The following is a 14,552-nucleotide window of genomic DNA, read 5'->3' as shown; positions in this document are numbered from 1 at the left end:
AATGTGGTTGCAAAAGTAGCGAGCAGTTACGATATATGCAATATCACCTCCTGCTCCACTTTAAATAAAACTACAAATTTTTCTCCACTGCAAATAACAAACACCAGGCGATCAGTCGGGCTGTGCCAGGTTGTACCTTACGCCTATAAACGTTCGGCGGCCCTGCAGCGGAGCATAATTATACTCTGTATCAAATGTATAGTTATTGGGGTTATCAACTGCTACGTTTTTATCGAAGGGATCAAAAGGACGCATGAGTGGATTCTCGGGCATGAAATCAAAAATATTTTTCACGCCTCCGTATACTTCCAACCCTCCTGCAAAAGTTTTGGTAAGCTGAATGTTCTGCAACGTAAACCACGGCGACTTTCCCGGCCTGAAGTCTAGCTCCTGTACCGGCAGGTGCATTGGCCCTTTTATACTTCCTGTGTAGTCGATGGCCAACCCATACTTTGGTAATTTATAGGTAGCTGCAAATGTGGCCGAGAACTTAGGGGCATGCAGTTGCGGTACTTTCATACTTCTCCCCTCCCCCTTCTGCTCCTCAACCTGGTATACATCCATCAAAGTAAGTCCGGCGTTCAGGTGCAGCGGAAATGTAAACGCCATGTCCAGATCAACAGCCACCCCCCTGGAAATGGCATGTCCGCTGAGGTTATCGTAGATGATCAGGTTGTTATCTGTCAGGAAATCTGCTACGATCTTGTTGGTAAAGTACGTATAAAAGGTGGTCGCCTCCAGGTCCAGGTAACCGCTGCTCAGATTAAAATAGCGCTGGTAGTTCAGGCTGGCATTGTAGGAGCGCTCCGGTTTCAGCTCGTTCTGTATCACTACCTTCCGGGCACCGGTAAGGGCCGCGTGGTCTTCCGTAAACAGGTTTACCACCCGGTATCCATTTCCCAGGCTCAGACGTAAGGTACTCTCTTTATCCGGCGACCATTTCATGTTAAATCTTGGGGTAAGTATGCTGCCATGATCAGAGTTGTAATCATAGCGCAGGCCGGCCAGCAGCGTAGTAGCAGACGAGGCTTTGAACTCTTCCTGCACAAAAACGCCGGGCAGCGAAGTATAAACCGGCTTGTTTACAGACTCCGACGCGTTAGTGGTCTGCGTTGCAGGTGTGTTGTCGTCGTAGAAAGTATAGCGGTAGGCGGAACCAAGCAATAGATTATGCCGGGCTCCTAATGCTTTGTCCCACACCAGCTGCCCGAACAGCACTTTCTGCCGCCCTTTGTACAGGGTGGTACCATAAGCCGAGTTCTGGTCATGGTCGTTGTAGGAATAACTCAGCAACAGCTTCTCTTTTACAGGCAACTGGTATGCACCCAGTAATTCGTACCGCCTCGTATACACCGACTCCCCATAGATGCTGTCACCGGCCCGGAAAGCAGGAGACCACTGCATTTCGCCACCAAAGCGATCCTCGTAATAATAACGCGCAGCCAGGTTCATGATGCGGTTATCCTTACGTGCCAGGCTCCATTTGTTAAACAAAGAGATCCGGTGCTGCAGCGGGGTGTCCGTAAAATTGTCGTTGTTAACATCCCGGCGATTATTCATCCTGAAGTAATTGGTGCTTAGGATGGTGGAGGCCCTCTCCCACTGCCTGCTCAGGCCAACATCAGCATTCAGTTCTTCATGCGATGTATAAAAAACATCGGCAGCTATACGAGGTGCTTTCAGCGGGCTTTTTGTGATGACGTTGATAAGGCCAGCCACGGCCTCGGAGCCATACAGCGTAGAGGCAGGTCCTTTTACTACCTCTACCCGCTCCACCAGGCTGTTGGGGATGCCACTGAGTCCATAAACCGTGGATAGTGCACTCACAACGGGCATGCCATCTATCAGCACCATGGTATAAGCGCCTTCCATGCCGTTGATATGGATGTCGCCGGTGCCGCACACATTGCAGTTGATCTGTGGTTGCACGCCGTTCACGAGCTCCAATGCTTCAAATAAGGCGGGTGTCGGATTTTTCTGAAAGTACTTTGGCGTGTATACTTCCACAGCTACCGGCGACTCCAGCAGGAAGGTTTCGCGCATGGTGCCGGTTACCACCACCTCTTTTATACTTGCCTGGCTTTGCTCCAATACTACCTCTATCTGCGTTGCCTGTCCTGACTGCACTTCTATATGTTTTTCAAAAGGCGCAAAGCCAACAGCCGAAACCCTTAGCCTATACGATCCGGCAGGTACACTCATAATTTCAAAAATACCTTTATCTGAGGCAGTTGTACCAAGGGATGTTCCCTGCAAGCCTATACTTGCATAAGGTACAGCTGTGCCATTGGCCACTACCCGCCCTGTTACGTTGCCACTTTGGCCAAACATCAGCAACGGCAGTAAGAACATCAACAAGAATAAGTATAGCTTGACCATAGTTTCATTAGTTTAAATTTATCTTAACTATACATCAAACATACTATAAATTTTAATTTAGGTTAGCCTAAATATCGACTTAAGCCTAATTTAAAAAATAACAAGCTACTAAATAAGCGGTTTATCTTGCATAATAGGGAGGGAAGAAACTGACAAACAGTATCTTAGTTAAAGGCGCAAGTATAATGTTGAAACAAAACAGGAAATCCGAAACCATATTAGGTAAATAGTGTGTTGTCCTGCTTAGAGATGTATTTTTTGTTGCTGATACCTTAAAAAATACATGCCGGGGGCTTCGTTCTTAATTCCTGTTAGGACTTTTTGGAGCTTATCCTTACCTTTATCACTGTATAGCAAGCGGTTAGACTATACAGGTAGTTGCCAAAAGTACATTATATATGAGCATCGAGATAAGCGGACTATCAAAAGCATTTGGCAAGAAGCAAGTGCTGCAAGATTTGAACTTAACTATAGAAAATGGCCAGTGCTACTGCCTCCTGGGCAAAAATGGTATCGGCAAAAGCACTTTTCTGAATTGTATACTTGACCTGATCAAGCCTGATGCCGGCACCATAACGCTGTTGGGCAAAGATTATCATAACCATAACCTGGAGGTAAAGCAGAGCCTCGGTGCGCTTTGCGAGGACAATCCGCTGATTGAAGAATTTACAGGCCTGGAGTACCTCAACTTTGTGGCAAAGCTGTACCGCCTGTCGCCGGAAGAGGCCCAGGAGCGCATCAGCAGCCTGACCAATTACTTTTTCACAGACAGGGAGTCGCTGCACAAGAACATAGCCGGTTACTCAACGGGTATGAAGAAGAAAGTAGGAATAGCCGCCTCGATCCTGCACAAACCAAGCGTGCTCATACTTGACGAGCCCTTTACAGGCCTTGACCCGATTGCGGCGCAGTTGCTGGTACAACTCATCCGAAGCTACCGGAACCCGAATCGGGTGGTGCTTATTTCCTCTCACGACCTGAATTACGTGGAGCGTGTGGCGACGCATATCGGGGTGCTTAACGATGGCCAGCTGATGTACAACGGCTCTGTTGAGGAGTTCACGATGAATGGCAAGCACCTGATCGACCAGGCACTCTTCCAGCTTTTGTTGCCGCACCACAACACCGAAGCTAACATTGACTGGATGTTAAATTAGGGTAAGAGTTAAGCCACCCGAGTTACAGAGCCGCAACATGGGACTCTTTAACTCTCCGACTCTTTAATTCTTTAACTAAGATTTTACTTTATTTAATGGATCTGATTCTTTATTCCTGCAAAGCAAGGCTAAACAGCTATTTCCGTCAGAAGCGATTGCAGCGTGTGCTGCTGCTGGCACTTGGCATTGTGCTGTCCGGTTTTTACAGCTGGATCTTTACGTTGCTGCTGCAAAAGGCGCACGAAGGAGGCATCAACCCAAGCGTGGAAAAAGTGTTAGGCTATGCCAACCTGCTGTTGCTGGCTTTTACCGTGCTGCGCGGCTTTTTCCCAGCCTATATCCCCAGGACAGAATTTATCCAACGGATTTACCCCATTCCCCCACTCCAGCGCTTCTGGACCGAACTGGCCGTAGAGCTGGTATCTCCTTTTTACTTTGTGCTGCTCAACTTCTTGTTCGTGCTGTTCCTGCTTTCGCCGGATTACAATTTTTTGCACCTGCTGCAGGGACTACTTGTATTGATTACGGCCCACGTAACACGTCGCTCGCTGCAGATACTGGTTGAACGCAAGATCAGGTGGCGCCACAGCATGTTTTTTGCAGCAGCTGTAATGGCAGCCGCTTTTGTGGCCCTTCAGGTGCGGGTACCAATGTATGAACCGACTTACCAGCTGCCCCTGATGGTGGTGCACCTGGCCTCACTGGGAGCCTTCCTGGCTTCTAATTACTTTCTGGAGCAGGCTGCTTACGAGCCAAAGCGCAGGGTAGTAAACTATAGCCAGAACGCCCGGCGCAGCCTTGCCTGGAGGCTCTTCAAAAACCACAAAACAGCTCGCCCGCTGCTACTGTTCGGCTTAGGCTTTAAGGTACTGATGCTGGCGGTAGACGCGCTGGTTTATACCCTCAAAGGCTACCACATTCTGGACAAGAATCCTACCATCTGGCTGTTTATGGGGCCAGTGGTGCTTTACTCGTATGTGTTCAACAACATCTGGGGATTTTATAAAAACCTCTGGCTAACAACCGAGCGGGCTACCGGCAATTACAAAGACTTTCTGCTGGCCAGTCTGATGCCCCTCCGTGTGCCCTTGTTGATCGATGCAACGCTGGCTATACTTTACGTGGCCCTGTTTAACCATGAGCATGCAACCTTTATACTACTGCTGTATGCAGCATCGGTACTAGTATTAACTCCTGTGGCATTGATCGCGTCGTTTGTAAGTCCGAAGGTGGTAAGTGGCGGAATTATGAGCTTTGGTGCCAAAACATCGTATTTGTTCAGCTTTGTTTCTATTTTCCTGATGGGGTTGCTGTTCACGCCGTTGCTGCATCCGCTCCTGTACCTGCTTTACCCGCTTCTTATTGGTGGTGCCTTGTTTGCGATGGTAGCAGTGCTCAGGGTGTATCAAAAGTATAAGTACAAGATCTTCGAAACCCTTTACAAGACAGAAGCTTAGAACAGTTATCAGTAAACAATAAGCAATTAACAGTTTTAGATAAAGTATAAGCCCCTGCTATTATGTTATAGCAGGGGCTTATACTTTGTAGGCGCGGATAAAGGCAGGAGGTATAAAAACAAAAAAGCCACTCGTTTCGGAGTGGCTTTCATTTTCAGTGATCCCGCTGGGATTCGAACCCAGGACCCATACATTAAAAGTGTATTGCTCTACCAGCTGAGCTACAGAATCGGTACTTGTTTTTCCCTTGTTAGGGAGGGCAAAATTAGAAGCTAAATTTTAAAAAGCAAAACAAAATTTAAACTTCTTTAACAACCCTTCTTCAGAAGAAGGAGAAAGAAAAAGCCTTCTCTTACGGAAAAGGCTGATGCTTTCTTTTGTGATCCCGCTGGGATTCGAACCCAGGACCCATACATTAAAAGTGTATTGCTCTACCAGCTGAGCTACAGAATCTTTTTGTTAACTTGCATTCTCAAGGCGTTTCCCTGAATTGCGTTGCAAAAGTAACAGCTATCTGATTAAATGCAAAATATTTGTTCCAAATTATCGGGTTTTGTGCTCGTTTTTTTACTGCTATTGTGCAAACCTGTTTATAGTCAGGCAAATAATTTTACTATAAAACAGGCAGATTCGTTGTTTAACAGGCAACAATACACCGAAGCTTTTACCTTATACGAAGATATTCTGCAACAGCAGCGGCAATACTCCCCACAAATGCTGCTAAAGATGGCCTACATCAAAGAAGGTCTTCGCGATTATACCGGGGCCATGTACTACCTCCACCTGTTCTACACCAAGCAGCCCAGCCGTTCTGTGCTTAAAAAGATGGAAGAGCTGGCACAGGCACACCGCCTGCTGGGCTACGAGTACAACGACCTGCAGTTCTTTAAAACACAGTTCAGCAAACACTACATGCGCATACTGGAACTGATGCTTCTGGCAGCTGTTGTAACCGTTACGGTTATGGTGATCAGTTGGCGAAAAGGGCACAAATTCACTCCTACTTTTAAAGTCGGATTTATCCTGTACCTGTTCTTTATTCTTTATTACATCAACTTCCTCAACCTGGGAGATGCGGGCATCATCAAGAACAACCACGTAGCCATTATGTCGGCTCCTTCGGCGGGGGCATCGTGGGTAACTACGGCCTCAGAAGGCCACAAAGTTCCGATTACGGGCGAACAGGATATCTGGTATGAGATTAAATGGAAAGGCGAGAAAGCTTACATCCGCAAGACCAACCTGCTGGAACTGCCTTAGTTTCGTGTGTCGTTTTTAGTGTTTCGTTTGTCGCGTTCTTAATTTGGATACGCTAATTGTACCCTGCAGCTACTACAACAGCTTATACCTTAAAGTATACTTCCCTAATCAAAAAACGACAAACGAAACACGATCAACGAACTTACTTACTAAGCGGAGAGTCCTTCTCTTTGGCCATGTGGTTGTACACCAGTTTATCGGTAAGGCTTGGGAACCACTTGTTCAGAAACACGGTAAGTTTGCCCTGAAAGGTCATTACCAGATCACGCTTGCGCTGTAGGGTAGCCTTCAGAATTCTTTCGGCTACTTCTTCGGCAGTCATCATATTTCCTTCATTGCGCGGTGATTCGCCCTGCTGCTGACCATTTGCCGCCAGAGCTGTGTTGCGGATGTTGGAAGCTGTAAAGCCCGGACAAGCGATGAGTACGTGCACGCCTTTGTGCAGCATTTCGGTGCGGAGTGTCTCCAGGAAACCGTGCATGGCAAATTTTGAAGCCGAGTACCCCGTGCGCGCCGGGAGCCCTCTGTAGCCTGCAATAGAAGAAATACCAATAACCGAGCCTTTGGTGGCCATGATGTGCGGCAGTGCATACTTGGTAGTATACACAGTGCCCCAGAAATTGATGTCCATTACCTTCCGGATCACATCCAGGTCCAGGTCCTCGAAAAGGGCTCGCATCGAAATACCGGCATTGTTGATCAGTACATCGAGGCGGCCATACTTGGCAACCGTTTCCGCCACCATTCGCTCGCATTGCTCCTCTATACTCACATCGGCATTTATCGCAAGGTTATCGATTCCAGCTGCTGCCAATTCCTGAGAAGTTTCCGTAAGGTTTTGCTGGTTACGCCCTGAGATAGCCACTTTTGCTCCAGCCTTGCCAAACACAAACGCGCAGGCTTTGCCAATACCTGATGTACCGCCTGTAATTAAGACTACTTTATTTTTCATTGCTACAATTCAAATCCTGCAGTAACTGTATGTTACAGTTGCTTTGGCAAAGCTACTATTTATGCAGGAAATGTTGTTGGAAATTGTTGGGAGTGCTACAACAGTCCACTTTTTATAAGTATGAATAAGAAATTATTAATTCCTGGCGCGAATCTCCAGATTTGTGACTAACAATGGTGCCAGAGTCTCCGACTCAACTGGCCCGCAGGGACAGGCAGGGAGGGTCTGCATCAGGATTTGCGGGATTTAAAGATAAACAGGATTTTTACATACCCCTACCCCTCTTTAGAAAGGATTCTCTGCCTGTTGTCACTTTGCAAGTATGAGATTCATAGTTGCTATGGTTCAACCACCCCCTGTCCTCTTGTATATGCAATAAGTATAAACTTCAGCTAAAAGAGGTTTCTCAGGTCGGACAAATGACGATTAATGACCTTCTCCCAAAAATTAGCTAATTTTGCAGTACTGTGAGAAAGAACAAGAAGACATTCGAGATACTCGAAAATATACGAATTGAAGAGATGGTGGCTGAAGGCAAATGCCTGGCGCGCCATAACAACATGGTTATTTTTGTGGCTGGTGTAGCGCCCGGCGATGTAGTGGACCTGCAGATCAAACGCAAAAAGAAGAGCTTTATGGAGGCGGAGCCCGTTCGCTTCCGGGAGTTTTCAGAACTGCGTGTGGAGCCTTTCTGCGAACACTTCGGCGTATGTGGTGGCTGTAAGTGGCAGCACATTGGCTATGATACCCAGCTACATTACAAGCAGAAGCAGGTAAAGGACAACCTGGAGCGCATTGGCAAAGTGCCGCTGCCGGAGTTCGATCCTATACTTGGCTCCAGCCCTACCAGCTTTTACCGAAACAAGTTAGAGTTTACCTTCTCCAACTACGGCTGGCTTACAAACGAGCAGATCAAATCAGGAGAAGATTTTGACCGCAATGCACTGGGCTTCCACATACCTGGCCGTTTCGATAAGATCCTGGACATAAAGAACTGTTACCTGCAGCCTGCTCCTTCCAACGATATCAGGCTGGAGGTAAAGCAGTATGCCCGCGAGCACAACCTGTCCTTTTTTGATGTGATCCGTCAGGAAGGTTTCCTGCGCAACCTGATCATCCGTACCGCAAACACCATGGAGCTGATGGTGATCCTGCAGGTATTTTACGACGACCAGGAAGCAATAATAGGGCTGCTGGACCACCTGCAGGCGAAGTTCCCGGAGATCACGTCGCTGCAGTATATCGTAAACCCCAAGGGCAACGAAACCTTTCACGACCTGGAGGTGGTTTGCTACAAGGGGCTGCCCTACATCCACGAAGAGATGGAAGGCATCCGTTTCCGGGTAGGACCAAAATCGTTTTACCAAACCAACGCCACGCAGGCTTATGTGCTGTACGACAAGGCCCGCGAATTTGCAGGACTGACCGGCAACGAATTGGTATACGACCTGTACACCGGAGCAGGCACCATCGCCAACTTTGTGGCGAAGCAATGCCGAGAAGTGATCGGTATCGAGTATGTGCCAAGTGCTATCGAAGACGCGAAAATCAACTCGCAGATCAACAACATCACCAACACTACCTTCTACGCCGGCGACATGAAGGATATCCTATCGGATGAGCTGATTGCACGACACGGCAGACCGGATGTGGTGATCACGGATCCGCCGAGAGCCGGCATGCACGAGGATGTGGTGAAGAAATTGCTGCAGGTGCACCCGGAACGCATAGTGTACGTGAGCTGCAACCCGGCCACGCAGGCCCGCGACGTGGAGTGGCTTTCGGAGAAGTATGAGGTAACCCGCGTGCAGCCTGTGGACATGTTCCCGCAGACGCACCACGTAGAAAATATTGTATTGTTAACAGCGAAATAATATACGCATCGCGTAGTACGTATCAGGTATCACGACAAAAATACACGAAAGTCTTGCTACTTGATACGTGCTACATGATACGCAAATAAGTATATGCAAAACGATCCGGAACTGAATGGAAAATACCTGGGCACCATCTCCAAGGATTTTGTGGTGGTGGCCGAAACGCTAAAAGAAGCGTCGTACCAGGTGCGCAAAAGAGACATATCGAAGTACCCAATTTTTGTGTTTAGCCGCACCGATGTACCGATTGGCTCGCTGTTCCTGGCGAAAGAAGACCTGGCGCTGGAGTGGCATATTTATGCTTCTTACCTCGAAGATTTTATACGCCATAAGCTGGTAGATGAAGAAAAGATTGAGGATTTTGTGGCTGCCTACAAAGACCCGGACGAATACTGCTGCCTGTTTGTAGTAGACGGTGAAAACTTTACCAACTTCGTCTTTATCCCTTATCCGGAGGATTGATTTTAGACAAATGACAACGTGACAAAGGACATTTATTCCTGAATTGACTTCAAACAAAAAAGAGAAGCGAAATCGCTTCTCTTTTTTGTTATGACAAGTTAGTCTTTTGTCAAACTGTCTTATGTCATTTGTCAAGAAACTTAAAAATGCTGCCAGCCCTGGGCTTTTAGCGGGAACGACTGGCCGTGCTTGTTGGCCAGGTTTATGCCTTCGCTTCGCTCGGTGATCTTGCCGATGATGCTGAGGTCCGGGTGGTTTTTAACTTTGTCGTAGTCTGACAGCGGCACCGTGAAGAGCAGTTCGTAATCCTCTCCCCCATTTAGAATACAAGTGATCGGGTCGAGGCTAAACTCCATGGCGGCCTCTAATGTCTGCTCGTCTACCGGCAGGTTGTCTTTGTAGATGGTGGCCCCTACATTAGATTGGGCACAGATATGGAAAAGCTCTGATGCTAACCCATCCGACACATCGATCATGGAGGTAGGTTTGATGCCCCGCTCCTTGAAGTCGTGGATCACGTCCATGCGTGCCTCCGGGCGCAGCTGCCTACCAACAATGTATTGTCTGTCCTCGAGCTGCGGCTGCATTTCCGGGTCGGCCAGGAAAGCCTGCTTTTCGCGCTCCAGTATCTGCAAGCCCAAATAAGCCGCTCCCAGGTCGCCGGTCACACAGATCAGGTCGTTAACCTGGGCGCCACTGCGCAATACGGCTTCGCCTTTGGCAACTTCGCCAATGGCCGTGATGCTGATGATCAGGCCGGTTCTGGAAGAGGTGGTGTCGCCGCCTACCAGATCTACGTTATAGTTTTCGCAGGCTAGGGAAATACCTTCGTATAGTTCTTCCACCGCCTCTACTGTATACTTGGCACCCAACGCGATATTTACCGTGATTTGCGTAGGTTTCGCGTTCATGGCCGCGATGTCCGAAACGTTCACGGCTACGGCTTTATAACCCAGGTGCTTCAGCGGGCAGAATGTCAGGTCGAAATGTACGCCTTCCAGCAGCATGTCGCTGGTGACTACGATCTGTTTCTCGCCCGGCTCAATGATCGCGGCATCATCGCCAATTCCTTTGATAGTGGATTCATTTCTCAGCTCCACTTTGTCTTTGATTCGTTTGATCAGGCCAAATTCGCCAACTTCGCTTAACGGCGTATAGTTACTCATCGTGTTCTTCTGCTTTATACTTGCAAAGGTACGAATTTATAGAGAGATGTTTGTGAAGGATAAGTTAACTGTGTAATCTGAGGTATACTTTTGCCGGCAAGCCTGTTGCTTCGTAGCAGCTGGTTTTCCTCAGCTTTACTTGCCTATAGTTTCATTTTATACTTTGGTGCGCTCAAGGCCGCGGGGCCTCGTCCTTGGGCATCGCGCTGTCTAGCTTTCCTTTGCTACCCTTCGGTCGCAATGCCCTAAAGGGCACCGGAAACCCAGAAGGCGCTCAACCCAAGGACTGGAAATAACACCGCTTCGTAAGCTGCCATGGAACTGGAACCTAGTCCCCCTTTGAAGGGGGCAGGGGGATGACCTAGAAGCAGCTATAAAACTTATACTTTCAAGTATAGCAGAATTAGGTCCCCTCCCCTCCCTTCCCACACGATCCTTTCAGGATAACAAAGGATCGTGTATGGCAACAAACAAATTCGCCTCCTTAGACTAGCGAGAACGCGAGTTCGAAGCTAGCGAGCGTAGCTCTGAGGGGGCAGGGGTGATTGGACATCAGTAACTTTGAAAGTATAACTCTTGTTTATACCTAAGGCTTATTTCATGCTTTACAAATAAACATATAAAATTGATTCTATAATTTAACTAGGCCAGAGGCCGACTATAGCAAGTCACGAACAAGGATGCTCGCGCCATATTGATGCATAACTTTATCAACTATAAAGGCTAAAAACAAAAAGCCCCTGCACTTGTGCAGGGGCTTTAAAGTATAATCTCAATCTCTACAGGTTCTGCATCCAGCTGTTGCGCAGGGCCAGTTGTTCAGGGGTAGCCTGCTCGTTTGCTTTAAATTGATGTTCCAGTTCCTCTTCTCTTTCCAACAGCTGCAGCTTTACCTGTTGCTGCTTGCCGTTACGCTGCACGGTGTAGGTATAGGTATCGCCGGGCTTTAGGGTGGCAAGCCTGGATAACTCCTTATTGGCGTTCTGCAACGTGATGGCTGTGCCCTCGAAGGCTACCAGTACATCATGCTCCTGTAAGCCCATCTTTTGTATCTTTTCGTTGGGCTTTGTAAAGATCAGGTTTCCATCCACAAAGCCGAAGTCGTAGCCCATGGCAGGTATTTTCTTCCCTGTTAAAACAGATGGAACATAGGTGATGCCGAGTTTACCGAAATACTCGGCCAGCGGCAGGGGCTCCGCGTTGATGATGTAGCGGTTGAAGAAGTCGCCGATCTCCGGATAGGTTTTGGCTACAAACAGATCAAAGAACTCGTTCTCCGGGAATGCTTTTTGCGGGCCATACTCTTTCGACAGTTCGTTTATTACTTCGCGCAGGCCGCGCTTACCACCCGAAAGCTCCAGCAAGCGGATATCGAGCAAGGCTGCTGTTACCGCACCCCGGTTGTAGATGTTGCCGTACTGCTTCTGCCCTTCCGGAGTATAAGAGGTTAAAGCCAGTTTCTGCAGGCTGTAGTTCTTGTCCATCTGGTCTGCATACCTGAGTTTCATGCTGATATCCTCCAGATAAGCCGGCAGGTCCATCAGCCCCCCGCGCAGCTGCATGATGTCGGAGGCCCATTCGGTAGTTCCCTCGTACAGCCACAGGTGCTGCGACGGCGTAGGGGTTACAAAGTTAAACCGCTCGATGATCTCGCTGTGGATGTTGAGCGGCGTGATCACATGGAAGAATTCATGTGCAGCAATATCCGTAATATGCTGTGCGTAGGCAGGTGTGAGGTCTTGCTCCTCCATCACATAGCCCGAACTATACGAATGCTCCCAGGCGCCCCACGATGCATCCTCGAAGTGATACAGGAAAGTATAACGGTCTACCGGAAAATCGACCACAAACTTGTGGGCAGCTTCCAGCATGGTAGTCATGTTCTGCAGCAGGTCCTGCGACTTGATTTTGCCGGTTTTGGAGTAAGTATAAATGTCGATGGTGGTGTTGTTATACTTCGTTTCGGCTTTGGTCAGGTTGCCGGCAAGTATAGGCGAATCCACGATGTGGTCGTAGCTGGTGGCGGTGTAGTAGCCTTTGTTGTCCGGCTTCAGGGCCGTACCCACCAGCCACTCCTGCGGGTAGTCCAGTTTTACTTTCAAGGGAGCTGCCTGCAATCCTTTTATGTAGCCAAACACCCCCTGCCCGTTAATAAGCGCGTGGTCCTGCTCCAGCGAGGTGCCGCACATCCAGTACACCGTATTTTTATCTACTTTGGTGTCCCAGGTCTCGGCGATCTGATAGGTTATTTTGCGTACTTTTTTCGGGTTGCTCAGCTGCCATTGGTTGGTGCTGATCTGCCTGGCTTCCAGCTCACGCCCCTTCTTGTCGTAGGCTTTGAACTCGCGCACGAACCGACCGATGTCCATGGTCTGGTAAGTGCCGGGGGCGGTGGCAGCAAACTGGAAGATGTTGTTTTCTTCTTTCAACCCTTTCACGTTCAGCGTCACCTTAAAACGATCGTCGGCGCGGTCATTCAGGTTAACGTGGTAGGTCAGTTCGGGTGTTTTGCCAGCCTGGGCATCCGGAGATAAAGTAAACAGGGCAAATAACCCAAGGGCAATGGTTAGTCTTTTCATAGGTTAGTCAAACGATAATTCAATCGACTAAAGTATGAAATCATTTTTCAATGGAAGAAAGTTATAGACTAACCTGTTATACTTCTCGACCAGCAGCGGGAAAGTATAAGCAGAGACCTTTGCTGTTATACTTCGGCAGCAACTTACATGGTATAAAGGGTGGCAAGTGTTACGATGGTGCCGCTCAGCAACATCAGTATACTATAGGCAAACCCGAGCAATAAAAACCTGTTGACTGTACCCCAGCGTGAACTCCTGTAAATGTTGCGCATGGACCGGTAGATATACCATAGCATGACTAAAAGCCCGAGGCCCTGTATCCAGTCCGAGAGAAAAGGCAGTATCCATTGCACAACAATCAGGATAGCGCCAAACAGGAAAAGGAACGAGTGCACATGGATGGAGTAGATCAGGTGCTCTACATAATACTTGGAAGAGCGGTAGCTTACCAGCTTCAGGATCAGGGCAAACAAGGGCAGCAGGATAAACATCATTTTGGGCAGGTGACTCACCAGTTTGATCTTGAAGAGCTCCCATTTCACTTCATCCTCCTTCAGCTCCTTGAATTTTGTTTTCAGAGAGTGTGATACAGCATTGTTTCCAAAAACATTTACTGCCACATCTGAGGGTGTTACAGGAGGGGCGGCAGCAACTACTGCCTCGTTTTTCCTGCCGGTACTGTCTGCAATTGCCTGCTCTTTGTCGAGGAGGTTGTACGTTTGTTCACCCGCTTCTTCAGATACTGCACTGCCGACAACTTTTTTTACCTGCTCCGCTTCCGCTTTGGTTAAAGTATTCTCCGCGACAGCTTTATCCTTTATCACTTCCTTTTTGTTGCTGTTTGAGTTGAGAGTGAAAAGCGAAAAAAACACGATGCTGATAAAGATGTACATGCTGATCGGGTTGAGATGCGAGGCGCGTTTACCAGCAAAATACTCCTGCGTCAGGTATCCCGGCTTTGTTAAGAGCGGCACTATACTTTTAAAGAACTTTGACTCTAAATGGAAGTAGTGGCCTACGCTGTGCAGCACCAGGTGCAGAAAGCTTTCATGCAGTTCCAGGTTCTCCTGGCCGCAGTTTGAGCAGAATTTATCGGGAACAGTTGAGCCGCAGTTAAGGCAGTTGTTATCGGATCGGTGATGTTTTTTCATAGTTTAGTTGCAGAACGAGGCTCAAAAATAAGCAACTTATTCTTTCCTGACTTATACTTAAAAGTAAATATTTAAGAAACCGAATATATTAAAAGTTAGAGAAGTAATTGAA

Annotated in this window: 10 protein-coding genes and 2 tRNA genes; 5 read left to right on the top strand and 7 right to left on the bottom strand. The window is 48.0% G+C overall.

The window, feature by feature from the left end; genetic code table 11:
* Positions 1–111: 111 nt before the first annotated feature.
* The gene (locus MJ611_RS12380; RefSeq protein ID WP_250430129.1) at positions 112–2,379 is read right to left on the bottom strand and encodes a TonB-dependent receptor; all 2,268 of its coding nucleotides are present in this window, start codon (positions 2,377–2,379) and stop codon (positions 112–114) included.
* 398 nt (positions 2,380–2,777) lie between these two features.
* Between MJ611_RS12380 and MJ611_RS12375 the strand changes: the two genes are divergently transcribed.
* Both MJ611_RS12375 and MJ611_RS12370 read left to right on the top strand, forming a co-directional pair.
* Complete coding sequence (locus tag MJ611_RS12375; protein WP_250430128.1) at positions 2,778–3,536, top strand: ABC transporter ATP-binding protein; 759 nt, start codon at positions 2,778–2,780, stop codon at positions 3,534–3,536.
* 95 nt (positions 3,537–3,631) lie between these two features.
* Positions 3,632–4,993 (top strand): ribosome-binding factor A, encoded by a 1,362-nt coding sequence (locus MJ611_RS12370; RefSeq protein ID WP_250430127.1) that lies wholly within the window; start codon positions 3,632–3,634, stop codon positions 4,991–4,993.
* Positions 4,994–5,151: 158 nt separating this feature from the next.
* Here MJ611_RS12370 and MJ611_RS12365 read toward each other — a convergent pair.
* Positions 5,152–5,224: transfer RNA gene (locus tag MJ611_RS12365), tRNA-Lys, on the bottom strand.
* 149 nt (positions 5,225–5,373) lie between these two features.
* Positions 5,374–5,446 (bottom strand) — tRNA-Lys (locus tag MJ611_RS12360).
* Between the two features lie 261 nt (positions 5,447–5,707).
* Between MJ611_RS12360 and MJ611_RS12355 the strand changes: the two genes are divergently transcribed.
* Positions 5,708–6,253 (top strand): SH3 domain-containing protein, encoded by a 546-nt coding sequence (locus MJ611_RS12355; protein ID WP_250430126.1) that lies wholly within the window; start codon positions 5,708–5,710, stop codon positions 6,251–6,253.
* A gap of 142 nt (positions 6,254–6,395) precedes the next feature.
* Here MJ611_RS12355 and MJ611_RS12350 read toward each other — a convergent pair whose 3' ends face one another.
* Positions 6,396–7,205 carry an SDR family oxidoreductase gene (locus MJ611_RS12350; protein ID WP_250430125.1) on the bottom strand — a complete coding sequence of 270 codons (810 nt, stop codon included), beginning with the start codon at positions 7,203–7,205 and terminating at the stop codon, positions 6,396–6,398.
* A gap of 521 nt (positions 7,206–7,726) precedes the next feature.
* Between MJ611_RS12350 and rlmD the strand changes: the two genes are divergently transcribed.
* Positions 7,727–9,079 carry a 23S rRNA (uracil(1939)-C(5))-methyltransferase RlmD gene (rlmD, locus tag MJ611_RS12345; protein ID WP_262921680.1) on the top strand — a complete coding sequence of 451 codons (1,353 nt, stop codon included), beginning with the start codon at positions 7,727–7,729 and terminating at the stop codon, positions 9,077–9,079.
* A gap of 93 nt (positions 9,080–9,172) precedes the next feature.
* Positions 9,173–9,544, top strand: a complete 372-nt coding sequence (locus tag MJ611_RS12340) for a hypothetical protein (RefSeq protein WP_250430123.1) — start codon at positions 9,173–9,175, stop codon at positions 9,542–9,544.
* Between the two features lie 140 nt (positions 9,545–9,684).
* Here MJ611_RS12340 and thiL read toward each other — a convergent pair whose 3' ends face one another.
* The 3 genes from thiL to MJ611_RS12325 all read right to left on the bottom strand — a co-directional run bounded on the left by thiL (position 9,685) and on the right by MJ611_RS12325 (position 14,440).
* Positions 9,685–10,710, bottom strand: coding sequence for a thiamine-phosphate kinase (gene thiL, locus MJ611_RS12335; protein WP_250430122.1), 1,026 nt, complete (start codon positions 10,708–10,710; stop codon positions 9,685–9,687).
* A 779-nt stretch (positions 10,711–11,489) separates the two neighbouring features.
* Positions 11,490–13,289: a M61 family metallopeptidase gene (locus MJ611_RS12330; RefSeq protein ID WP_250430121.1), complete on the bottom strand. Its 1,800-nt coding sequence runs from the start codon at positions 13,287–13,289 to the stop codon at positions 11,490–11,492.
* Between the two features lie 143 nt (positions 13,290–13,432).
* Positions 13,433–14,440 (bottom strand): DUF3667 domain-containing protein, encoded by a 1,008-nt coding sequence (locus tag MJ611_RS12325; protein WP_250430120.1) that lies wholly within the window; start codon positions 14,438–14,440, stop codon positions 13,433–13,435.
* Between the last annotated feature and the right edge of the window lie 112 nt (positions 14,441–14,552).

Source organism: Pontibacter ruber (assembly GCF_023630205.1).
Lineage (GTDB): Bacteria > Bacteroidota > Bacteroidia > Cytophagales > Hymenobacteraceae > Pontibacter > Pontibacter ruber.
Note: the sequence above shows the minus strand (reverse complement) of the source record. Positions and strands in the feature narration are given on the sequence as shown.